Annotated in this window: 23 protein-coding genes; 14 read left to right on the forward strand and 9 right to left on the reverse strand. The window is 59.5% G+C overall.

Features of this window, described 5'->3' with window-relative positions; all coding sequences use genetic code 11:
- Window positions 1-14: 14 nt before the first annotated feature.
- The 3 genes from ACWHRL_RS04530 to ACWHRL_RS04540 all read right to left on the reverse strand — a co-directional run bounded on the left by ACWHRL_RS04530 (window position 15) and on the right by ACWHRL_RS04540 (window position 1,876).
- Window positions 15-950, reverse strand: a complete 936-nt coding sequence (locus ACWHRL_RS04530; protein ID WP_447895420.1) for a lysophospholipid acyltransferase family protein — start codon at window positions 948-950, stop codon at window positions 15-17.
- Between the two features lie 3 nt (window positions 951-953).
- Window positions 954-1,355 (reverse strand): DUF4870 family protein, encoded by a 402-nt coding sequence (locus ACWHRL_RS04535; protein ID WP_447528081.1) that lies wholly within the window; start codon window positions 1,353-1,355, stop codon window positions 954-956.
- 137 nt (window positions 1,356-1,492) lie between these two features.
- Window positions 1,493-1,876 carry a VOC family protein gene (locus ACWHRL_RS04540; RefSeq protein ID WP_447528082.1) on the reverse strand — a complete coding sequence of 128 codons (384 nt, stop codon included), beginning with the start codon at window positions 1,874-1,876 and terminating at the stop codon, window positions 1,493-1,495.
- A gap of 341 nt (window positions 1,877-2,217) precedes the next feature.
- Here ACWHRL_RS04540 and ACWHRL_RS04545 point away from each other — a divergent pair, with 341 nt between their 5' ends.
- The 4 genes from ACWHRL_RS04545 (at window position 2,218) to ACWHRL_RS04560 (ending at window position 7,143) form a co-directional block, all read left to right on the forward strand.
- Entirely contained in the window at window positions 2,218-3,603 is a 1,386-nt protein-coding gene (locus ACWHRL_RS04545) for an MFS transporter (RefSeq protein WP_447895421.1), read from the forward strand.
- Between the two features lie 136 nt (window positions 3,604-3,739).
- Complete coding sequence (locus ACWHRL_RS04550; protein ID WP_447895422.1) at window positions 3,740-5,524, forward strand: acyl-CoA dehydrogenase; 1,785 nt, start codon at window positions 3,740-3,742, stop codon at window positions 5,522-5,524.
- Between the two features lie 22 nt (window positions 5,525-5,546).
- Complete coding sequence (locus ACWHRL_RS04555) at window positions 5,547-6,320, forward strand: enoyl-CoA hydratase/isomerase family protein (protein WP_447895423.1); 774 nt, start codon at window positions 5,547-5,549, stop codon at window positions 6,318-6,320.
- 121 nt (window positions 6,321-6,441) lie between these two features.
- Window positions 6,442-7,143, forward strand: coding sequence for a glutathione S-transferase family protein (locus tag ACWHRL_RS04560; protein WP_447895424.1), 702 nt, complete (start codon window positions 6,442-6,444; stop codon window positions 7,141-7,143).
- A gap of 42 nt (window positions 7,144-7,185) precedes the next feature.
- Here ACWHRL_RS04560 and ACWHRL_RS04565 read toward each other — a convergent pair whose 3' ends face one another.
- Window positions 7,186-8,565, reverse strand: a complete 1,380-nt coding sequence (locus ACWHRL_RS04565) for a GntP family permease (protein ID WP_447895425.1) — start codon at window positions 8,563-8,565, stop codon at window positions 7,186-7,188.
- A gap of 225 nt (window positions 8,566-8,790) precedes the next feature.
- On the opposite strand from ACWHRL_RS04565, the gene ACWHRL_RS04570 reads away from it, so the two are divergent.
- The 4 genes from ACWHRL_RS04570 (at window position 8,791) to ACWHRL_RS04585 (ending at window position 11,526) form a co-directional block, all read left to right on the forward strand.
- On the forward strand, window positions 8,791-9,330 hold the full coding sequence (locus tag ACWHRL_RS04570) for a YaeQ family protein (protein WP_447895426.1): 540 nt from the start codon (window positions 8,791-8,793) through the stop codon (window positions 9,328-9,330).
- A gap of 210 nt (window positions 9,331-9,540) precedes the next feature.
- On the forward strand, window positions 9,541-10,533 hold the full coding sequence (locus ACWHRL_RS04575) for a lipid A deacylase LpxR family protein (protein ID WP_447895427.1): 993 nt from the start codon (window positions 9,541-9,543) through the stop codon (window positions 10,531-10,533).
- Window positions 10,534-10,577: 44 nt separating this feature from the next.
- Window positions 10,578-10,922 (forward strand): hypothetical protein, encoded by a 345-nt coding sequence (locus ACWHRL_RS04580; protein ID WP_447895428.1) that lies wholly within the window; start codon window positions 10,578-10,580, stop codon window positions 10,920-10,922.
- A gap of 82 nt (window positions 10,923-11,004) precedes the next feature.
- Entirely contained in the window at window positions 11,005-11,526 is a 522-nt protein-coding gene (locus ACWHRL_RS04585) for a DUF421 domain-containing protein (protein WP_447895429.1), read from the forward strand.
- An 84-nt stretch (window positions 11,527-11,610) separates the two neighbouring features.
- Here ACWHRL_RS04585 and yghU read toward each other — a convergent pair whose 3' ends face one another.
- The gene (gene yghU / locus ACWHRL_RS04590; RefSeq protein ID WP_447895430.1) at window positions 11,611-12,468 is read right to left on the reverse strand and encodes a glutathione-dependent disulfide-bond oxidoreductase; all 858 of its coding nucleotides are present in this window, start codon (window positions 12,466-12,468) and stop codon (window positions 11,611-11,613) included.
- 200 nt (window positions 12,469-12,668) lie between these two features.
- On the opposite strand from yghU, the gene ACWHRL_RS04595 reads away from it, so the two are divergent.
- The 5 genes from ACWHRL_RS04595 to ACWHRL_RS04615 all read left to right on the forward strand — a co-directional run bounded on the left by ACWHRL_RS04595 (window position 12,669) and on the right by ACWHRL_RS04615 (window position 16,613).
- Window positions 12,669-13,364, forward strand: a complete 696-nt coding sequence (locus tag ACWHRL_RS04595) for an aspartate/glutamate racemase family protein (protein ID WP_447895431.1) — start codon at window positions 12,669-12,671, stop codon at window positions 13,362-13,364.
- 202 nt (window positions 13,365-13,566) lie between these two features.
- Window positions 13,567-14,082, forward strand: a complete 516-nt coding sequence (locus ACWHRL_RS04600; RefSeq protein ID WP_447895432.1) for a gluconokinase — start codon at window positions 13,567-13,569, stop codon at window positions 14,080-14,082.
- A gap of 82 nt (window positions 14,083-14,164) precedes the next feature.
- Window positions 14,165-15,163 carry a substrate-binding domain-containing protein gene (locus tag ACWHRL_RS04605; RefSeq protein WP_447895433.1) on the forward strand — a complete coding sequence of 333 codons (999 nt, stop codon included), beginning with the start codon at window positions 14,165-14,167 and terminating at the stop codon, window positions 15,161-15,163.
- 68 nt (window positions 15,164-15,231) lie between these two features.
- Window positions 15,232-16,071 (forward strand): MOSC domain-containing protein, encoded by an 840-nt coding sequence (locus tag ACWHRL_RS04610; RefSeq protein WP_447895434.1) that lies wholly within the window; start codon window positions 15,232-15,234, stop codon window positions 16,069-16,071.
- Window positions 16,072-16,190: 119 nt separating this feature from the next.
- Complete coding sequence (locus tag ACWHRL_RS04615) at window positions 16,191-16,613, forward strand: OsmC family protein (protein WP_447895435.1); 423 nt, start codon at window positions 16,191-16,193, stop codon at window positions 16,611-16,613.
- 354 nt (window positions 16,614-16,967) lie between these two features.
- Here the strand turns inward: ACWHRL_RS04615 and ACWHRL_RS04620 are convergent, their stop codons facing one another.
- The 3 genes from ACWHRL_RS04620 to ACWHRL_RS04630 form a co-directional block, all read right to left on the reverse strand.
- Window positions 16,968-17,456: a PRC-barrel domain-containing protein gene (locus ACWHRL_RS04620; protein WP_447895436.1), complete on the reverse strand. Its 489-nt coding sequence runs from the start codon at window positions 17,454-17,456 to the stop codon at window positions 16,968-16,970.
- A gap of 341 nt (window positions 17,457-17,797) precedes the next feature.
- Complete coding sequence (locus ACWHRL_RS04625; RefSeq protein WP_447895437.1) at window positions 17,798-18,466, reverse strand: 2OG-Fe(II) oxygenase; 669 nt, start codon at window positions 18,464-18,466, stop codon at window positions 17,798-17,800.
- The gene (locus ACWHRL_RS04630) at window positions 18,463-19,134 is read right to left on the reverse strand and encodes a CoA pyrophosphatase (protein ID WP_447895438.1); all 672 of its coding nucleotides are present in this window, start codon (window positions 19,132-19,134) and stop codon (window positions 18,463-18,465) included. The genes ACWHRL_RS04625 and ACWHRL_RS04630 overlap by 4 nt, the downstream gene beginning before the upstream one ends.
- A 90-nt stretch (window positions 19,135-19,224) precedes the next feature.
- On the opposite strand from ACWHRL_RS04630, the gene ACWHRL_RS04635 reads away from it, so the two are divergent.
- On the forward strand, window positions 19,225-19,782 hold the full coding sequence (locus tag ACWHRL_RS04635) for an NUDIX hydrolase (RefSeq protein WP_447895439.1): 558 nt from the start codon (window positions 19,225-19,227) through the stop codon (window positions 19,780-19,782).
- Window positions 19,783-19,855: 73 nt separating this feature from the next.
- On the opposite strand, the gene ACWHRL_RS04640 is transcribed toward ACWHRL_RS04635, so the two are convergent.
- Window positions 19,856-20,194: an NGG1p interacting factor NIF3 gene (locus ACWHRL_RS04640; protein ID WP_447895440.1), complete on the reverse strand. Its 339-nt coding sequence runs from the start codon at window positions 20,192-20,194 to the stop codon at window positions 19,856-19,858.
- Window positions 20,195-20,220: the final 26 nt, after the last annotated feature.

The raw sequence follows: 20,220 nt of genomic DNA on the forward strand, positions 1-20,220 counted from the left end.
GGGTGTGGCGGGTATCAGTAAAGGCGATATTGTTTGACGTTTTTAAGGCCCTGGGCCTCTTCGACGACCTTGCGATAACGCTTGTACTCCCACTGGTACTGCTCCGGGGCGAGCGCAATCGAGGCTTCGACACTTGCGTTGACGCCGGTGGCCGATGTGACGTCCTCTTCACTGTAGACGCGCTCGTCGGCATCCAAAAAGTGGATCACGAAGCCCTTGCCCGGCACGCGAAGTGCTACGCCGGTGACGACGCGCGCTTGGGTGCGGGCAACGAGCTTGGGTAGCAGGGTCGCGGTATAGGCCGGCCGGCCGAAAAACGGCGCGAAAACGCCGCTGCCCCAGTTGGGCTCCTGGTCGGGCAGGATACCGATCGCCTCGCTGCGTTTGAGTGCCTTCAATAGGGCCGCCACGCCGCGCGGGTTAGTGGGTACCAGGCTTGCGCCCATGCGCTCGCGGCCGTGGCGAATGATCGGCTCCAGATCGTTGATCTTGGGGGGCTCGTACATGGCAGTGAAGGGAAAGTGGCTGGAGAGCCAGAAGTTGAGCACTTCCCAGTTGCCAAAGTGGGGGGCGAGTACGATTACGCCACGCCCCTCGGCTCGGGCACTGTCCAGCTTGTCGCGGCCGTGCACCTCGACGATCGATGCGGCGACTCTTTCCGGCGCGGCCATCCACGCGAAGCCAAGCTCCAGCATGGTGGCCGTGGAGTGCTTGAGACTCTGTTTGGCGAGGTGCTTTTGCTCTTTGGCCGTAGCAGAAGGGTAGACCTCGTTGAGGTTGAGCTCGGTGACGCGGCGCTCACGCTTGCTAAAACGGTAAACCTGAGGGCCGAGCAGCGACGCCACGCGCCAGAGCGTCGTCAAGCGCCGCCGGGAAAGAGTCTTCCATAGCCAAGCGATCACGCGCGCCTGTAGCGCCCCGCGCCGCGTACCGCGATCCTCGTCCTGCATGGATCAGATGAGCCAGGTATCGACATTGGAAGGCGCGCGTCCTTCCTGCAGCGCCTTGAAACCGACGACAATGCGGACGATCATCCAGACCGCGAGTAGTACTAACATGAGTATGCCGATGACAAATAAGAACAAGAATAATGAGATGACACTGTAAACCATGCCGATCCAGAAGGTACGGATTTGATAGCGGTAGTGTTCATCGAGCCATTCGGGGCCTTTGCCGCGATAGACATAAGCGATGATCAGCCCCACCAGCATCGTAAAACCACCGGTGACGTAACCGGCGAGATAAAGGGCATAGTTCACCATGACGAAGGTGGTGTCGGGCTTCTTGGCGACGCTGCCTGTCTGTGCTTCGCTGCCTACGACATCGCCGTTCAGTGGGGTGTTGTCATCTTGCATGGGTACTCCTGTTGTTACAAATGTTGTTACAAACAATGGTGTCCAGCATCTCGGCGATGTGGTTTGAAGGCGCTATGATAGCGCGAATGACAACCGGTATCATCGGTGGAGAGTAACTTTTTCTTAGCCTTCTCGGTTCAACGTCCCAGCGGGCGGCAGATTTCCAGCAGGTTGCCGTCCGGATCGCGCAGATACACCGACTCGATCGTGCTACTCGCTCCCTGGCGCTGTACCGGGCCAAGCTCTATCTCGACGGAAAGCGCCTCGAGGTGGTCGATGAACTCCTCCAGCGGCAGTTGGCAGCGCAGGCACAAGTCCAGGCTGCCCGGCGTGGGCGTAGCGGAAATCGGCGCGATATCGGTATCCGTTTGATGCAGGCGAAGCGCGGTATCGCCCAGCATCAGGTCCACCCGCTGGGCGTCGCGGTAGCGCACGTCGAGCCCGAGCACGCGGGAGTAGAAATCCACGGCGCGGCCCATGTCGGTTACGGTTACTACTAAATGGTCCAGGCCTGTCAGCATGCCACCTTCCTTAATACGTTCCTGAAAAGATTATCGTGATCCAGGGCTTTCTTGATCAGTACCCAGGATGATACGCCAGCCTGGTCGCTGAGTGTCAGTTAATCATTGGCCGGCGAGCCAGGTAGTACTTGCACCCTTGCAATATTACCGTAAACGCCGCGTCGGAGTGGATAAAGGACGTGCTCTCTCAGCCGATAGTTAACATGCGATATAAAAAGCGTTGACTTTAAAGCGCCGAGCGCAATAATTGCGCGCCCGTTTTCTTGCCCTGTGTGTGTACCGGCAAAGAAACGGCCGGTACGGTACTCAATACCATTATGGCAAGGCAAGGTGAGGTGGGCATGTCGCGGCAACTGTTGGCTATGGCGCTTGCGCCGTTATTGGGGCTTTTCATTCTGGGGATCGGCAACGGCTTTTTGGCCACGCTGATCACCCTTCGCCTGGACGCGGCGGGCGAATCCGCGACGCTGATCGGTGTCGTGTCGTCGGCCTACTTCATCGGCCTGGCGTTTGGCGCCATGTTCAACGACCGGCTGCTGGTGCGCATTGGCCATATTCGCGCTTATGGCAGCTTCGCCTCGCTGGTCGCCGTGACCGTTTTGCTGCAAGGGCTTTTCTTCGACCCCTGGGCATGGTTCGTACTGCGTTTGATCGGCGGCTGGGCCACGGTGGGCGTCTATCTGGTCATCGAGAGCTGGCTTTTGACCGCTGGCGATCAAAAGGTGCGCGGCCGGCTACTCGCCCTTTATATGATTTCGCTCTACGCCGCCGGGGTAGTGGGCCAGCTTCTGTTAGGTGTGACCAATGCCATGGGCGTGACTGCGCCCTTCATGGTGATCGGTATGCTGGCGTCGCTTTCGGTGTTGCCCATGGCGATGATTCCCCGCGTCTCCCCCTTGATCGAACACGCCGAACCGCTGCCGCCGCACCGGCTGATTACCATGACCCCCACGGGCGTGGTGGGTAGCCTTGGCTCGGGCATGGTGGTGGCCGCTGCCTACTCGCTTTTACCGCTTTACCTGCAACGCATCGGCATGAGTGTGGGCCAGGTCGGCCAGATGATGGCCGTGTTGATCCTCGGAGCGATGCTGCTTCAATATCCCATTGGCCGCTGGTCCGACCGCCACGACCGGCAAATGGTGCTGATCGGTATCAGCGCGTTCTGTATCGTGATTTCCGGTGCGATGCTCTGGCTGACGCTTTCGACCCCTGTGCTAGCCGTATTGTTGTTTTTGCTCGGCGGTGGTGTGTTCGCCTTCTACCCGGTGGCCGTGAGCCACGCCGCCGACCGGGCGCCCGCCGGCGCTTTGGTGCGTATGAGCCAAGGGCTTTTGCTGATCAACTCCATCGGCGCGACCTTGAGCCCGCTACTGATTTCCCCGGTGATGACGTCTGTTGGCGACGCCGGGCTTTTCTGGGCGTTCGGCGCCATGAGCCTGTTCTTTTTGCTGTTCTTTGGCTGGCGGCGAAGCGTGCGCCCGGCACCGCTACCGGTGGCGCCGTTTACCGCAACAGCGCCGATGTCCAGCGCTGGCGCCGAGCTGATCGTCACCGAGGAGTTGGTTCAAGGGGCGCTGGAGCACGAGCACCTGGAGGACCTCTCCCAGGTCGTTCCGGAGGTGGGCGTGGCGGAGCCGATGGTGGGCCCGCCGGCCGAGGACGAAGCGCACATTACCTACTACGACGATGTCGAGAGCGTTCATCGCCCCCAGGTGCCGACGCTTTAAGCCAGTAAAGGGCACCGGTGAATCCAGAGTGTGTGATACCTTGGGCGAATAGTGTGCAAACGCTCGTTTGACTACCATGCTGTAATTAACGATTACGCGTTTTCAAACGTTACTTCACCTGGGTTGAGGGGTTGCCATGAAGGATTATGTCGCGCCGGTTCGCGATCTGCGCTTTGTACTTGAAGAGATGCTGGCGCATCGTTCGCTGGCGTTGCCCGGCTTTGAAGAGGCCACGCCGGATCTGGTCGAAGCCGTCCTCGAAGAGGCCGCTAAACTGGCCGGCGATGTCTGGGGCCCACTAAATCGCGTAGGCGACCAGCAGGGCGCCACGCGCCAATCGGACGGCAGTGTCACCACGCCTGAAGGCTTTGCCAGCGCCTACCAGGCCTACGTTGAAGGTGGCTGGAACGGCATCGGCGTCTCCGAGGCTTTAGGCGGGCAGAACCTGCCTGAAGTCGTGGCCAGTGCGGTGCAGGAAATGCTTCACGGCGCCAATATGGCACTGGGTCTATGCCCCATGCTCACCGCTGGCGCGATCGAGGCCCTGGCCCACCACGGAAGCGACGCGCTCAAGGTGACCTACCTGCCCCACCTGGTCGAAGGGCGCTGGACCGGCACGATGAACCTGACCGAGTCCCAGGCCGGGTCGGATCTTTCCAAGGTGCGCACCAAAGCCGTTCCCGAAGGCGATCACTACCGTATCAGCGGCCAGAAAATCTACATCACCTGGGGTGAGCACGACGCCGCGGAAAACATCATTCACCTGGTGCTGGCCCGCAAACCCGATGCGCCGGAAGGCAACAAGGGCATTTCACTGTTTTTGGTGCCCAAATTTCTCGTTAATGACGATGGCTCGCTCGGTGAGCGTAACGACGTCACCTGCGCCTCCATCGAGCACAAGCTCGGCATTCACGGCTCGCCGACCTGCACGCTCAGCTTCGGCGAGCAGGGCGGGGCGATTGGCTACCTGGTGGGTGAAGAGGGGCGCGGGCTCAACCATATGTTCACCATGATGAACGAAGCGCGCCACAAGGTCGGCATTCAGGGCATTGGCGTGGCAGAACGTGCCTGCCAACACGCCGCGGATTACGCCCAGGAACGCGTTCAGGGGCGCCTTTCCAGCGCCCGCGGCGGCAAGGAGTCCACGATTAGCGAGCACCTGGACGTCAAGCGCATGCTGCTCTCCATGCGCGCGCGTACCGATGCGCTAAGGGCGTTGGCACTTTACTGCGCCGGCCAGCTCGATATTGCACGCCGCAGCGATACGCCCGCCGAGCGCGAGTCCGCCCAGGCGCTGATCGACGTTTTGATTCCCATCGTCAAAAGCTTCTCGACCGACCAGGCGGTGGATATCGCTTCCCTGGGCATTCAGGTGCACGGCGGCATGGGCTACGTGGAGGAGACCGGGGCGGCCCAGCTTTTGCGCGACGTGCGCATCGCGCCCATTTACGAAGGCACCAACGGTATTCAGGCGCTGGACCTGGCCGGGCGCAAGCTCCAGCGCGACGACGGCGCAGCGCTTACGCGCCTGATCGAGCGCGTCGAGCAAACCGCCAGCGCCCTGGGCGATGACGCGAGCCTGGCGCATCTGGGTGAAGCGCTCGGCCAGGGCGCCCAGGATCTGCGCGTGGCGATGGCCATCGTGCTCGAGCAGGGCAAGGATTTTGAGCGCGGTGTCGATGCGGTTCAGGCCTACGCCACGCCGTTTCTGAACCTGGCCGGGCACGTCTTCTGCGCCTGGCAGATGGGCGAGGCGGCGCTTGCTGCTACCCGCGCGCAAAGTAGCGATGCGTTCTATAAGGCCAAACTTGCCAGCGCGCATTTCGTCATTACCCAATGGCTGCCGGTCGGTCGGGCCCAGCGCGCGGTGATCGAAGCGGGTTTCGATTGCCTGATGGATGTCGATGGCGACCCATCCTGATCCCTAATAAAAAGGAGCCAACATGAGCGAACAGGTAATTGAAAAAAACGACAACGACGGCGTCGTAACGCTGAGGATCAACCGGCCCAAGGCGCTGAACGCGCTCAATGGCGAGGTGCTCGAAGCGCTTGCAACGCATCTTGACGCCCTCGAGCGCCAGACCAACCTTCGCCTGGTGCTGCTCACCGGCGCCGGGGAGAAGTCCTTCGTAGCCGGGGCGGATATTACCGAGATGCGCGACAAGAACCCGGAGCAGGCGCGCGCGTTCGCCAAACAGGCGCTGGGGACCATCAAGCGCCTTGAAACGCTGCCGGTACCGGTCGTGGCGCTGGTCAACGGGTTCTGTTTGGGCGGCGGCTGCGAGTTGGCGCTGGCCTGCGACTGGGCGGTGGCAAGCGATAACGCCGTGTTCGGCCAGCCCGAGGTATTACTGGGCGTGATTCCAGGCTTTGGCGGCACCCAGCGCCTGCCGCGTCGGGTCGGCCCCGCCCTGGCGATGGACCTGGTCACCACCGGGCGCAAGATCGACGCCCAGGAAGCGCTGCGTATCGGCCTGGTCAATCGCGTCATGCCCCAGGCGGAGCTTGCAAACTACGCCGAAGAGCTCACCCAACAGCTCAAGGGCAACGGCCGCCAGGCGGTGCGCGCCGCCAAACAGGCGGTGCACGACGGCATGGATCAGGACCTGGACAGCGCCCTGGCGCTGGAAACCAGCCTGTTCGCCCTCTGCTTTGCCGGCGCCGAGCAACAAGAAGGCATGAGCGCCTTCGTCGAAAAACGCCCCGCAAAGTTCTAATTACATTGTTCTAATTTCACTGTTTTAATTTCATTAACGCTCGCACCGTTATTAAGGGGTGGCCCAAGGGTCACCCCTCTTTTATGCTCGAAGGCTTTCTCATTAAATGCGTGGTGCTGCGATGTACGATCTTCATATCGCCAATAAAAACTACTCCTCCTGGTCGCTTCGCCCTTGGGTGTTAATGACGGCCCTGAACATCCCCTTTAACGAACACGTTACGCCGTTTGAAGGCGGTGCGGGGGAGAGCCACGACAGTTTCATTCGCTTCTCGCCCTCGGCAATGGTGCCTTGCCTGGTGACCGCTGATGACGAGGCGGGCCCGGTGTGGGACTCGCTGGCGATTATCGAGTATTTGGCGGAGGTTCATCCTGGCGTGTGGCCGGAAAACCGCGCCGCCCGCGCCTGGGCACGTTCGGCAAGCGCTGAAATGCACAGCGGCTTTGGTGCGCTGCGCGGCGAGTGCCCGATGAACTGTGGGGTGCGCGTTAAGCCAAACGTTTTTTCAGCGGCGTTGGAAAAGGATCTGACGCGCCTGGATGCGCTGTGGCAAGAGGGACTCGAGCGTTTTGGCGGCCCCTTTTTAGCCAGTGAGCAGTTTAGCGGCGTCGATGCTTTCTTCGCCCCGGTCGCGTTTCGCGTACAGACATTCGGATTACCGCTAAGCGAGCGCTCGCGCGGATACGTCGATCGATTGCTGGCGCTTCCCGCCATGCGGGCCTGGTATGAAGGGGCGTTAGCGGAAGCTTGGCGCGAGCCGAATCATGAGAAAGCCACACTTGCGAACGCCACTTTATTAAACGATGAGCGTAGCAAGACATGATGAAGAGGCGGGCAGCGGCTCGCCTCTGGTAGGCAAATGGTTTTAAAACAACAGGAAAATCAGGTAGGCGAGAATAAAGCCGACCAGCGATTCAAGTGCTTGCTGGACCGTCCAGGTCTTGAGCGTGGTTTTGACATCCATACCCAGCAGTCGACCGACCAGCCAGAAGCCCGAGTCGTTGACGTGGCCGGCAAACACCGAGCCCGCCGCGGTGGCGATGGTGATGGCGACGACCTGCATATCCGTGAAGCCTCCTCCGATGACAGCGGGGGCCATCAGACCCGCCGCGGTGACCAGTGCGACCGTGGCCGAGCCCTGCGCCAGGCGCATGATGACGGCGATTACGTAGGCCGCCACGATCACCGGCAGCCCCAGGTCACTGAGCGAGCCGGAGAGCGCATCGCCAATGCCTGAGGCGCGCAGAACGCCGCCGAACATGCCGCCAGCCCCGGTGATGAGCACCACCGAGCAGATCGGCCCCAGCGACGAATCCAGCACTTTTTCGAGCGCATTGCCCTCCACGCCGCGGCGGTGCCCCAGTACCAGCATGGCGACCAGCGTCGAGATCAAAAGCGCCACGGGCGTGCTGCCCAGGGCGCGTAATAGCTGAAACCACGCCTGGCCGCTGTCGACCGCGCCGAGTGAGCGCAGGAAGTCGAGGCCGGTATTCATGAAGATCAGCAGTAGCGGCAGCAGCAGCATGAAGAGGATCGTGCCTACCGCCGGCGGGTTGGTGATCTCTTCATCCTTGACCTCCCCAAACAGCGCCTTGCCTAGCGGGAAAGGGTGACGTTTGGCAACGATTTTGCCCCACATATAGCCGGACACCCACCATAGCGGCAAGGCGATGACCACCCCGGTAAGCATCAAAAGCCCCAGATTGGCGTTGTAGTACTCGGCGGCGCTGACCGGGCCCGGGTGCGGGGGGAGGAACACGTGCATCACCGAAAACGCCGCGGCGGCGGGCATGGCGTAAAGTAGAATTGGACCGCCCAGTTTACGCGCGACGGCGAAGATGATTGGCAGCATGACGATCAAGCCGGCATCGAAGAAAATCGGAAACCCCATCAGCAGCGATGCGACGCCCAGCGCCAAGGGAGCGCGCTGCTCGCCGAACAGCTCGATCATCTTGTCGGCCAGCACGCGCGCCCCGCCAGAGTGCTCCACCAGCTTGCCAAGCATGGCGCCAAGGCCCACCAGCAACGCCACGGCGCCAAGCGTTCCCCCGAAGCTGTCGACCAGGGTGGGCACGATGGCATCAAATGGGATGTTGGTCGCAAGGGCGGTGAGAAAGCTGATGACGATCAAGGCCAAAAAGGCGTGTACCTTGAACCTGATGATCAGCAGCAGAAGCAGCAAAACGGCTACTGCGGCAATTCCCAGCAAGGGGCCCGCCGACATCGTTTGCGTCCATCCATCCATGAGCTTGCTCCAGGGTCAGTTGTATTGGGCCATCGGCAGGTAAATGTTATCGGTAACATTGTGGTGTTTGCATGGTAGAGCATGACCCCGGACACGAAACACTCGACCTTGGTTTAATACCTCCCGTATAAAGCGACCCATGGTTTGCGCGCGCCATGCCTGGAAGCGGCGCGAGGGCGGCGCAAATCCGTTACACTAACGGCCACATTAAACCGGACGACCTCAATGGCTTTAAGCGCGACCCCCTATAAAGTGGATCTGAACCTGACCGACCTGGACCGCAACGTATTCGAAACGCTGCGTTTCACCGTGGCCCGGCATCCTTCCGAAACCGAAGAGCGCCTGTGTGCGCGCCTTTTGGCCTTTGTTCTCTGGTATAGCGAAGCGCTCGGTTTTGGTCGCGGGCTTTCCGACGTAGACGAACCGGCGCTTTGGGAGAAAAGTCTGGATGGCCGCGTGCTTCACTGGATCGAGGTAGGCCAGCCCGACGCCGAGCGCCTGACCTGGTGTTCGCGCCGCGCCGAGCGCGTTTCGCTACTCGCCTACGGGCGAACGGACCAGTGGGAGGCAAAGGTCCTGCCAGGCGTCGCCTCGCTCAAGAATCTACACGTGGCAACCCTGCCCGAGTCGGCCCTTGCGGCCGTGGCCACCGACCTTCCCCGAGCGATCAACTGGGCTATAATGATCAGTGATGGCTCACTATTTGTGACCAACGATGCCGGGCAGCACGAAGTCACCCCGAACTGGCTGATTCGCGAGCGCTAGGGTCTGTCTGAAAAGTCGACGAGCGCAGGCACTTTTCAGACAGAGCCTAAGACGCCGCTTGTATCGCTATCATGCTCAATGGATTGACGCGGGCCTGAAACCGTCGAAGGGAAAAGTGCGCGCGCTAAATAAATTTTTAGTAGCATACAGCCAAAAATGTATATAAGCGTCTACGCTTACCGGGTCCCCGAACGCCTCAAGGAACGAAACATGAACGTATCTTCTGCCAAACGGCGGAACGCCTTTGCTATTGCCGGTTCGCTTTTGCTGCTCTCACCGCTCGCCGCGGCCAGCGACAGCGCCTTAACGCTCAAGATCGAAAACGACGGCCTCGCCAGTAGCGACGACAACCATTTTACCAGCGGTTTCGAGCTCAACTACGGTTACGCCCCGGGCAACGAAAGCTGGACTCAGCGCATGGCCACCGCCTTGCCCGATGCCGTCATCGGCCAGGCCGACCAGGTGGCGTTTCGGCTGGTGCATCAGATCTATACGCCGGAACTGATCGAAGTACCCACGCTGATCGAGGATGACCGGCCTTATGCCGGTTTGGTATTTGGTGGCATGTCGTTTTACGAAGACACACCCATTACCCAGAACATTACCCGGGCTACGGATCTGCACCTGGACGTAGGCCTGGTAGGGCCGTCCTCCCAGGCCGATAGCATTCAGCGCGAAGTGCATAGCATCACCGATAGCGACCGGCCGCGGGGCTGGGACAACCAGCTAAGCGATGAGCCGATCGCCAACGCGACCCTGCGTCGCCAGTGGTGGATCGACATGCCGCTGGCCGGCAAACAGTTCGCCCACGGCCCGAGCCTGGGCGCGGCGCTGGGTAACCTTTATACCTATGCAAGTGCGGGCTACGGCGTGCGCTGGGGCGATGATGCCAGTGGCGTGCCCACGATTACGCCTAACCCCGGCAATCGCGGGCAGTTTGAAAGCACCCACGGCTGGCAGTGGTACCTGTTCGCCAACGTGGACGGCTACTACATGGCGCATAACCTGACCCTAGACGGCAACGTTTTCTCGTCGAGCCACTCGGTCGATCGCAAGGAGTGGGTAGCCGACGCCTCCGCCGGGCTGGCGCTGGCTTACGACGATTGGCAGGTCAACTACACCGCGCTCAAGCGGACCCGGGAGTTCGACGGGCAGGACAGCCACGACACCATTGGTTCGATCACGCTGACCAAGCGTTTCTAGGTCGTTGAAGCGTCGCCAACGCCGTATCTGACGAGGGCCGTTGTATGCCAAAAGCGCCGTTTCCTCATACCCCGGATGGCCGCTACTTCGTGGCCAAAAACCGGCTTTGGCGCTGTACCGACCCGCGCCTGGACGAGGACGAAGAGCAAAAGCACGTCAACGCCTTGATGAAGGCGCGTCGCGCGGTCAAAACCGCCAAGGACCAGGACGACGAGCAGGCGTTGAAAAAAGCCCGGGCCGACGTGCAAAGCGCCAAAGAGGCGCTGGGCGAACGCGGCCCGGTCTGGTGGGACGACGGTGCGCCGGACGAGAACGAGTGCGCCCCTAAAAACAGTTCCTACGCCGAGTGGTGGAGTGAGTACCAAAAGCGCCAGGCCGACCCACAATGAGTCCGAAGTAATCCCCACTGACGGTCCTGGATCGAGTGACTACACTCAACGTCCATGAATCGAAAACGGCGGCGTATTACGTATGGACATGATGTTTTTTAGCGGTTGGGAAAGCCTGGTACGCACGCTGGTGGTCGGTGTACTGGCTTACTTCGTGCTGATCGTCTTTTTGCGTATTTCGGGTAATCGTACGCTCTCCAAGATGAACGCCTTCGACATGATCGTGACGGTCGCGCTGGGTTCGACCCTTGCCACGGTGCTGCTCTCCAAGGACGTGGCACTGGCCGAAGGCACGCTGGCCCTGGCCTTGCTGATTGCGCTTCAGTACCTGATTACCTGGCTCAGCGTGCGGGTGGGCTGGGTCAAGCGAGCGGTGACCGGCGAGCCGCTGATGCTGCTCTATCAAGGCGAGCTTTTGGTAGACGCGCTCTACAAGGCCCGGGTGACCGCCGACGAAGTACGCTCGGCGGTGCGCGCAAGTGGGCTTGCCCACATGAACGAGGCCGCGGCGGTCGTGCTGGAAACCGATGGTTCGCTCTCGGTGGTGACTAGCCAAAGCCCCGGCGAGCGCACGAGCCTTCAAGACGTTCGCGGTCCGCACTAAAGGCGCTAACATTTTGGTGGGTTCTCAACGCAAAACGGCCCTCTCGAGGGCCGTTTTGCTGTGCGATGGGTAAGCGGTCGATCCTTACACTTTGTCCTGGGTCTTGTGCTCGAAGTCGCTGGCGTCGTGGCGCTCGTGAAGCTGCTCGCTCTCATCGCCCCAGGTCTTGTTGACCATGCGGCCACGCTTGACCGCCGGGCGCTCGTCGAGCTCCTCGGTCCAGCGAATCACGTTTTTGTAAGTGTGCGCCTGGAGGAATTCCGCCGCTTCGTAGACCCGGTTTTTCACCAGTGCCCCGTACCAGGGGTAAATCGCCATGTCGGCGATGGTGTACTCGTCACCGGCCATGTAGCGGTTGTCCGCCAGGTGGCGGTCGAGTACGTCGAGCTGGCGCTTCACTTCCATGGTGTAGCGGTCGATCGGGTACTGATAGCTTTCCGGCGCGTAGGCGTAAAAGTGGCCGAAGCCGCCGCCTAGAAGCGGTGCGCTGCCCATCTGCCAGAAAAGCCAGGAGAGTGTTTCGGTACGCTTGGCCGGGTCAGTCGGCAAAAAGGCGCCGAACTTCTCGGCCAGGTACAGCAAAATCGAGCCCGACTCGAATACCCGCTGGGGCGGGGTAACGCTGTGATCCATCATCGCCGGAATCTTGGAGTTCGGATTCACCTCCACGAAACCGCTGCCGAACTGATCGCCCTCGCCAATCTGAATGAGGTGGGCGTCATAATCGGCTGCCTTGATGCCCTTTTCTAGAAGCTCCTCGAGAAGAATGGTCACCTTGACGCCGTTGGGCGTGGCCAGCGAATAAAGCTGGAGCGCATGCTTGCCAACTGGCAGCGGTTTTTCCTCCCGGGCGCCCGCCGTCGGGCGGTTGATATTCGCGAATTTGCCCCCGTTACCGGGTTCCCACTCCCAAACACGTGGCGGTGTGTAGCTATCGCTCATCAAAACGGCTCCTGGTCTTAACAATCGTCTTTAGCGCCACCTTTTTAAGGAATGGCGCTCTCGAATATTAACATGCTCTAAACGTAGTCCCTCACCCATCATGAAGCTAGTGAAAACCCGCTATAGGACGTATATGCTTAATTAATTTGCAGCCAAATGATCCAATACAACAGATCCATTTCAACGGCGGGAGAGGCGATATGCGAACGATCGGTGTGCTGGGCGGTATGAGCTGGGAATCCACCCAAAGTTATTACAAAGCGCTGAACGAGGGGGTCAACGAGGCGCTTGGGGGCTTACACTCCGCCTCGATCGCCATGTTGAGCGTCGACTTTGCCGAGATCGAGGCGCTTCAGCGCGCAGGCGATTGGGACGGTGCAGGCAAGCACCTGGCCGAGGCGGCCAAACGGGTAGAGGGGGCCGGAGCAGGCTGTTTGCTGTTGGCCACCAACACCATGCACAAAGTCGCCCCGGCTATCGAACAGGCGATTCGAATTCCGCTTCTGCACATAGCGGACGCCACCGGCGAGCAGTGTCAAAAGGGCGGCATCAGCCGCGTAGGGCTTTTGGGCACGCGCTTTACCATGGAGCAGGATTTTTATAAGGCGCGCCTCAAACAGCGCTACGGTATCGACGTGGTGATTCCCGATGAAGGTCAGCGCGAAAGCGTTCACCGGGTGATTTTCGAAGAGCTCTGCCGCGGCAAGATCTTTGATGCGTCCCGCCAACGCTATCTCGAAATCATCGATACTTTAAAGGCGCAGGGTGCCGAGGCCGTGGTGCTGGGGTGTACCGAGATTGCGCTGCTGGTCGACCAGACGCACACCCCCGTGCCGCTGTTTGATACGACCGCACTGCATGCGCAAAAAGCGGTGGCCTGGGCGCTCGAAGAGTAAACCGCCAGGCCCTGGACGTTAGTCGCAAGCGGCCTTTATTGCTTTGACACCGCCGAACCGGGTCGTTAGCCTTTCAAAAAACCGATGTTACCGGTAACAGTTGTCGTCGATACACCGAATCCCCTATTCATCAATCCGCTACTCCTCCGGCTTTGAAGCGGTAGAGCTTTAAAGCAGGGAGTGTGCACCTGGAGAGAAACCAATGCCCGCTACTTCGTATCGTATTCTGGTCATGGGGGCCTCCGGGTGTGGTAAGTCCCTGGTCGGCCAGCACGTAGCCGCCTCGTTAGGGGCGCGGTTTATCGACGGCGACGACTATCATCCGCCTGCCAACGTGGCCAAGATGTCCAACGGTACGCCCCTCGATGACAGTGACCGTCAGGGGTGGCTGACGACGCTTTCAAAGCTATTTGCCAAGTATCGCCAGCAAGATGAAAGCGTGGTCATCGCCTGCTCCGGGCTCAAAAAGCGCTACCGGGAGCTTTTACGCGAGGGCGACCCGGGGCTCAACATTCTGTTTTTGGAAGGCAGCCAAGCGCTTTTGCGCGAGCGCTTGGAAACCCGCGAGGGCCACTTCTTCAAGGGTGATAACATGCTGGCAAGCCAACTGGCCGATTTGGAAGCGCCGGGAGAGGATGAAGCCGTCACCCTATCGATCACGCTGGCGCCGGGGGCGATCGTCGAGGGGTTCATCAGCCGTTTGGTCGAGCCGGCCTGATATTGGCGGTTTTCACACGCGGGGTGGCGTCGTATGCTGGATCAGTGAACGCGCCAGACCAACGCTTACAAGGCCCGCCAGTGTGAAGAAAAAACGCCCTACGTTACAGGACATCGCCGAGCGCGTTGGCGCCACGAAAATGACCGTCAGCCGCTGCCTGCGCAATCCGCAAACCGTGTCCGAGGGGCTTCGCGAACGTATTTTTCATGCCGCGGAGCAGGTGGGCTATATACCCAACCGCGCCCCGGAGCTTTTATCCCGCGCCAGGAGCCACTCGATCGGCGTACTGGTGCCCTCGCTTACCAACCAGGTGTTTGCCGACGTCATCGTGGGGATCGAGGCGTGCGCCGAGCCGGCGGGTTTTCACCTGATGCTGTCGCACTACGGCTACAGCCCGGCGCTCGAGGAGCAGAGCCTAGCGTCGCTGCTCTCCTATAACGTGGACGGCGTGATTCTTTCCGACCACGAGCACACCCCCAGAAGCCTGCGTATGCTGGAAACCGCGGGCATCCCCATCGTCGAAATCATGGATACCTACCGCACTCCTTTGGAACTGGCGGTAGGCTACGACAACGTGCAGGCCGCCGATGATATGGTCAGCGAGATGATTCGTCGGGGCCGGCGTCGGGTCATCTACCTGGCGGTTCGCCTCGATGAGCGCACTCGCCAGCGCGAGCAGGGCTATACCAACGCCATGACCCGCCACGGCCTGGCGCCGGTGACGCTGCAAAGTACCACGCGTTCCTCTTACAGCGTAGGCGCCGAGCTAATGCGCGACATCATCGCGCAACACCCCGAGGCCGACGGCATTTTTTGCACCAACGACGACGTGGCGGTAGGCGCTTACTTCGAGTGTCTGCGCCAGGGGCTTCGCGTGCCCGAGGCGCTGGCGATCGCGGGCTTTCACGGTCACGATGTCGGCCAAGCGATGACGCCCCGGCTCGCCAGCGTGATCACACCACGCCAGGCGATTGGCGAGACGGCGGCGAAGGCGCTAATCGCGCGCATTCAGGGGCAAAAAGAGTCCGCCGCCAGCGTTATCGATTTGGGATACACCATCGAGACGGGGCAAACGCTTTAAAACGTGGTGGTAAACTCCTGTATTCGCTAAAGTAGACGGCCACCATTCAGGAAAAAGCGGGGCTCTTTTTGAAGATTACAAAATTAACCGTCTACCCGGTAAAGTCGTTCAAAGGCATCGACCTGGAGCAGGCAACGCTCACCCGTCAGGGGCTGGCCTGGGACCGGCACTGGATGTTGGTCAATGAGCAGCAATCATTTGTCACCCAGCGCGAGATCCCGGCGCTTGCCTTGATTTCGGTGGCGTTGACCGAGCACGCGCTGGTGCTTTCCCATCCCGAGGCGGGCTCGATCGAGATTTCGCTCGAAAGGCCCCAAAGCCCGTTGCGTGTGGTCACGGTGTGGGGAGATGCCTGCAAGGCCTTGCCCGAAAGTGAAGACGTGACCCGCTGGCTGGTAAGCGCGGTGGGCGAGCAGGCGGCCGGAGTTCGGCTGATGCGCTTTGCTACCGAGTTCGAGCGCCCGGCTCGCGCTATCGACGGTGCAACGGCGCCCACGTACTTTGCGGATGGCTATCCGCTGACCATTGGGACCACCGGCTCGCTTGACGCGCTTAACGAGGCGCTGCGTGAGAACCAGCAGACGCCGGTGCCCATGGAACGCTTCCGGCCCAATATCGTGATCGACTGCCCCACCCCTTGGGCGGAAAATGCCTGGCGCACGCTCAGTACCGCTAATGACGTGATTCATCTTTCGCCGTGCAAGCCCTGCCAGCGATGTAAAATAGTCACCACCGACCAGCAAACGGGGCAAATCCCTGTGCCTGGCGAGCCACTGGCGACGCTGGTCAAGCTTAAAACGCAACCTGCGCTCAAGGGGGCCTATTTTTGCCAAAACGTCACGATTGCCCAGGGGCTGGGGGCGACACTGGCCTTGGGTGATGAGGTTCGGGTCATCGATGAGCGCTAGCGGGGTGTTAAGGCGCTCGGCACGGTTTTAAAAATGAGCTACGCTTGTGGGTGTGGCATCGGGAGGTCTCTTCCGAGCCCTTTGAGTAACCAGGCAAATGATTGCAACAGGAGTATTCCATGGATAGTAAAGCGAATGCACATTGGGAAGGCGGCTTAAAAGACGGCAAGGGCAAAATCGCTACGGAAAGCGGTGTGCTGGACGCCGGCTACTCCTTCAAGCAGCGTTTTGAAGGCGAGAAGGGCACCAACCCGGAAGAGCTGATCGGCGCCGCTCACGCCAGCTGTTTTTCAATGGCGCTTTCAATGGTCCTGGGCGATAAAGGCTATACCGCCGATGCGATCGACACTCAGGCAACGGTAACGCTTTCGCAAGGCAGCGGTGGATTCGATATCTCTAAAATCCATCTTGAAGTCGAAGCAACCGTTAGCGGTGCCGACGAAGCGACTTTCAAAGAAGCTGCAGAAACCGCCAAGGCCAACTGCCCGGTATCCAAGGTATTGAAAGCCGAAATCACCATGTCGGCGAAGCTCAAGGGCTAGTTCTTTTACCCGGCCTTAAAGGTCGGTCTGATCGAATAGTTTGATTAAAGCGCTGTCTTCGACAGCGCTTTTTTATTGGGATCCATTCAAGTAGCAGCGGCCATCGATGTTAATTGGTAGATGCTGCCTGGTAAAGGCAGAGTAGTAGGAGTAAGAGTAAGAGGAAAGCGTTAACGAGAAAGCATTAGGAAAAAGCGATAGTGAAACAAGAGGTGAGGGGGTGACCACCAATACCTGTCTGAACTGCATGCCCGTTTGAATTAATTAGATGCCATGGAGTTTAAACGCTCAAACGATAGCCACAAAAAAGCCCTGGTAAAAACCAGGGCCCTTGATCACACTAATAGATAACTATTAGGTGTCCAGATCGTTATCCGTGTCGGTGTCACGATCCATATCGCCGTTCGTGTTGGTATCGTTATTCATACCATCGTTACGGTTAGCGTCGCGGTCATACTCTTCGGCTTCTTCGAGCGCTTCCTGAGTAGCGTTTACGCGAATCACGTAATCGTCGCCGTCGTCTTCACGGGTAAGGTCAAGAGAATCCCATTCGATGGCGACGTCTTTCTCGCCCATACCAAGGAAACCGCCAACACCTACTACGACCGCTTGGATCTGTCCGTCCTGATCAATGATCAGATCATTGATGCTGCCGATTTCATCGTCGTCTTCAACGGTGCTGTGTACCGAATTGCCGGTCAGCGAGTCAGCATGAAAGGTACCCTGCGGTGCGGCTGTCATGTAAGTAGCGTCCATGTCGTTCGACTGCGCATTAGCGCTTGCTGCGAACATGAAAGCCGGTACCATCAGCGTGCCTAGAAAAGCGGGTTTGATCATTTTCATTGCTATTGCTCCTTGCGTTCGTAGTAAGGTATCGAGCATTAATGCTTGTACCTAAACTTTGAATAGTTAGCGTTAAATAAACATGCTAACTATCTTCCTGGTGGCCAAAGCCACGTCTTACTCGTTTCTTTTCGCATCTGCCAAATGACATGAGCGAACTTCTACTGCGTCAGGCTAAAACTACGGGGGTAGTAAGTTAACCTTGCCTTGCGCTAAATGCGCCGGACACTTCTTAAGGTAGACGCTGTGAGTAGTTTTGCAACATTTGTAAGCAATCGATTTTTAAAAAAGCGTTCATCAAGGTTAAATGCACCGAAATAAAGCATTTTAATTAACACAGGTTATCTTTCGGGGTCGAGAACACCGCCCATGGATGCGTTTCGGCGGAACCAGCCCGCAATGCTACTTCGAGGGCGGTGGGTGGTCAGCACCTCGTGGGGGATCGTGTCGGAGAGAAAGCAGGCAAAGGTGCCGGCCTGGGGAGTGACCCTGGCCACCTCGCGCGCTGGATCCTCCGGGGCGTAAATGACCATTTCACCACCGCCGTCGATGGGCCAGTCCGGGCTTAGGTAGCCTACCGTTGAAATGACCCGATTGGCACGGCCGCGAAAGCTGTCCAGGTGGCGCTTGTAAAAGGCGCCTGCCGGGTAGTACGCGAAGTGCGCCTCGTACTCGAAAAGCCCTAAAAAAAGCGTTTGGTTCAGCGCTACCTGCAAACGCTGCATGGCTTGAAGGTAGTGGCGCTGCGCTTCGCTTTCCCGGTTGAGCCAGTGAATGGCATCGCCGCGTATGTCCTTGCGCAGTAGGTGCTGTTGGCCACGGCCGATACCGGCCTCTTCGAGTGCCTCGGCATCTCTCAGGCGGGCCAGTTCAGCGGCCAGGGCCTCACAAAGCGATGGGTCGATCACGTCCTTGCCCACGTACCAGCCCTGTTCGACCAGTGCATCGATCAGTTCGGCCTGGGCGCTTTGCGCAAACGCCTCGCCCCTGGACGTGCTGGAAACACTCATCGCTTACTCCGCTTCGCGGCGGGGGCGGCGCTGATATCGCCTTTGTTGGCCGCCCGGTTGCTACGCTCGGGGTGGTGTTTGAGCGATCCTGACGGTCGCTTGTAAAGATCGATCGGCATACCAAAGCCCTTGGCCAAAAGCTCGACGAGCATCATGGCGGAAAGCCCCCAAATTACGTGGCCATCGACATGGTAGCTCGGCACGTAGTGGGCCACGCCGTCCACGGTAATCACATCGGTGTAGGTGCGCTTGTCGTTTAGAAAGTGGCTCAAGGGCACCTCGAAAATGGTGTCGATCTCGCCGGGGTCGGCTTTCAAGGCCAGCTGGGGCGCAATGATGCCCACCCAGGGCGTCACGCAAAGCCCGTGTAGTGAGACCACGTCGGAAAGCTGGCCGATGCACTCGACCTCACCCGGGGGCAGCGCGATCTCTTCTTCGGCTTCGCGCAGGGCAGTGTGGTAAAGGTCGCGGTCGTCGGGCTCGCGCTTACCACCGGGAAAGGCTACCTGGCCGCTATGGGTCGATAGATGACTGGCCCGCCGCGTAAAGAGCAGCGTGGGCTCGGGATGCGCGACGATGGGCAGCAGCACCGACGCCTGTAAAAGTTTGGCGCGGCCCAACTCTTTTGGCCGATAGTGTTGCAGCTCTTTGCGCAGTTTCTCTAACATGGAGGTTCCATCAGGTTTACTCCCTTTTACAAAGCGTGACAACCGGCGTCAAGCCAAGCGCCCCACCTTATCAGCTGTTGAGATACCATCATGAATTTTTGTAGCCAGTGCGGTGAAAAAGTCCGCTTTGCCGTTCCCGAAGGCGACGACCGCCCGCGCTACCTGTGCGACGGCTGCGGGGCGATTCATTACCAGAACCCGCGCATCGTGGCGGGTACGTTGCCGGTTCATGAGGACAAAATCTTGCTGTGTAAACGCGCGATTTCTCCGCGCAAAGGCTACTGGACACTGCCCGCCGGCTACATGGAAAACGGCGAAACCACCCGTGATGCCGGGCTTCGCGAAACCCGCGAAGAGGCCATGGCGAGCGTCGAAATTAAGGATCTGTACACGCTGATCGACCTGCCGCATATCAACCAGGTCTACATGATCTTTTTGGCGGATCTCAACGGCGGATTCGGCGCGGGCCCGGAAAGCCTCGAGGTCGCGCTATTCGCGGAAGACGATATCCCCTGGGACACCCTCGCTTTTCCCACCATCGAGCGCACCCTCAAGCACTTTTTTGAGGACCGCAAAAGCGACCGCTTCCCGCTGCACATGAGCACCGTCACGTTAGAAGACCGCGAACGCTATTTCGGCAGCGCTTAGGGCGACTGGAAAAGCGGGCGGGTGGGCGAGGGCGCGACCGGTGAAGGATAAAGCGCGCCCAGAGGGGTAGCGTTCAGGCAAAGCCCGGAGGCGCCGGCGCTTTAAGGTCGGCAAGTTCCCATACCGCGTAGGCGACCTCCTCGTAAGGGTGGGCCAGCTGAAGCGCCGCCACCGCGGCGTGAATACAATCATCGTCGCACACCATTTCCACCTTGTACTCCTCTAAGGTGGTGAGTTCGCCCACCTTGCCGATATGCGGGTGGGCGCCCTCCATGGGGCGGAACTGCCCGGTACCCGGCGTCTGAAAGCAGCACGCCTCGTAATGACCAATGCGGCCGGCGCCGGTTTCGAACACCGCTTCCTTGACGCTCTCGGCGTCCTCGATCGGTACATAAAACGTCAGTTTGTACATGATATTGCCTCTTTCAAACAGGGTGT

Source organism: Vreelandella sp. GE22 (assembly GCF_968212445.1).

Excerpts from the sequence above, each read along its gene's own strand:
- ACWHRL_RS04540 (WP_447528082.1), bottom strand. The coding sequence starts at position 1,876 with ATGCTGACAGGCCTGGACCATTTAGTAGTAACCGTAACCGACATGGGC.
- ACWHRL_RS04530 (WP_447895420.1), bottom strand. The coding sequence starts at position 950 with ATGCAGGACGAGGATCGCGGTACGCGGCGCGGGGCGCTACAGGCGCGC.
- ACWHRL_RS04625 (WP_447895437.1), bottom strand. The coding sequence starts at position 18,466 with ATGAGTGTTTCCAGCACGTCCAGGGGCGAGGCGTTTGCGCAAAGCGCC.
- ACWHRL_RS04555 (WP_447895423.1), top strand. The coding sequence starts at position 5,547 with ATGAGCGAACAGGTAATTGAAAAAAACGACAACGACGGCGTCGTAACG.
- ACWHRL_RS04560 (WP_447895424.1), top strand. The coding sequence starts at position 6,442 with ATGTACGATCTTCATATCGCCAATAAAAACTACTCCTCCTGGTCGCTT.
- ACWHRL_RS04585 (WP_447895429.1), top strand. The coding sequence starts at position 11,005 with ATGGACATGATGTTTTTTAGCGGTTGGGAAAGCCTGGTACGCACGCTG.
- ACWHRL_RS04635 (WP_447895439.1), top strand. The coding sequence starts at position 19,225 with ATGAATTTTTGTAGCCAGTGCGGTGAAAAAGTCCGCTTTGCCGTTCCC.
- ACWHRL_RS04570 (WP_447895426.1), top strand. The coding sequence starts at position 8,791 with ATGGCTTTAAGCGCGACCCCCTATAAAGTGGATCTGAACCTGACCGAC.
- yghU (WP_447895430.1), bottom strand. The coding sequence starts at position 12,468 with ATGAGCGATAGCTACACACCGCCACGTGTTTGGGAGTGGGAACCCGGT.
- ACWHRL_RS04600 (WP_447895432.1), top strand. The coding sequence starts at position 13,567 with ATGCCCGCTACTTCGTATCGTATTCTGGTCATGGGGGCCTCCGGGTGT.
- ACWHRL_RS04535 (WP_447528081.1), bottom strand. The coding sequence starts at position 1,355 with ATGCAAGATGACAACACCCCACTGAACGGCGATGTCGTAGGCAGCGAA.
- ACWHRL_RS04575 (WP_447895427.1), top strand. The coding sequence starts at position 9,541 with ATGAACGTATCTTCTGCCAAACGGCGGAACGCCTTTGCTATTGCCGGT.
- ACWHRL_RS04595 (WP_447895431.1), top strand. The coding sequence starts at position 12,669 with ATGCGAACGATCGGTGTGCTGGGCGGTATGAGCTGGGAATCCACCCAA.
- ACWHRL_RS04580 (WP_447895428.1), top strand. The coding sequence starts at position 10,578 with ATGCCAAAAGCGCCGTTTCCTCATACCCCGGATGGCCGCTACTTCGTG.
- ACWHRL_RS04630 (WP_447895438.1), bottom strand. The coding sequence starts at position 19,134 with ATGTTAGAGAAACTGCGCAAAGAGCTGCAACACTATCGGCCAAAAGAG.
- ACWHRL_RS04545 (WP_447895421.1), top strand. The coding sequence starts at position 2,218 with ATGTCGCGGCAACTGTTGGCTATGGCGCTTGCGCCGTTATTGGGGCTT.
- ACWHRL_RS04550 (WP_447895422.1), top strand. The coding sequence starts at position 3,740 with ATGAAGGATTATGTCGCGCCGGTTCGCGATCTGCGCTTTGTACTTGAA.
- ACWHRL_RS04620 (WP_447895436.1), bottom strand. The coding sequence starts at position 17,456 with ATGAAAATGATCAAACCCGCTTTTCTAGGCACGCTGATGGTACCGGCT.
- ACWHRL_RS04640 (WP_447895440.1), bottom strand. The coding sequence starts at position 20,194 with ATGTACAAACTGACGTTTTATGTACCGATCGAGGACGCCGAGAGCGTC.
- ACWHRL_RS04615 (WP_447895435.1), top strand. The coding sequence starts at position 16,191 with ATGGATAGTAAAGCGAATGCACATTGGGAAGGCGGCTTAAAAGACGGC.
- ACWHRL_RS04565 (WP_447895425.1), bottom strand. The coding sequence starts at position 8,565 with ATGGATGGATGGACGCAAACGATGTCGGCGGGCCCCTTGCTGGGAATT.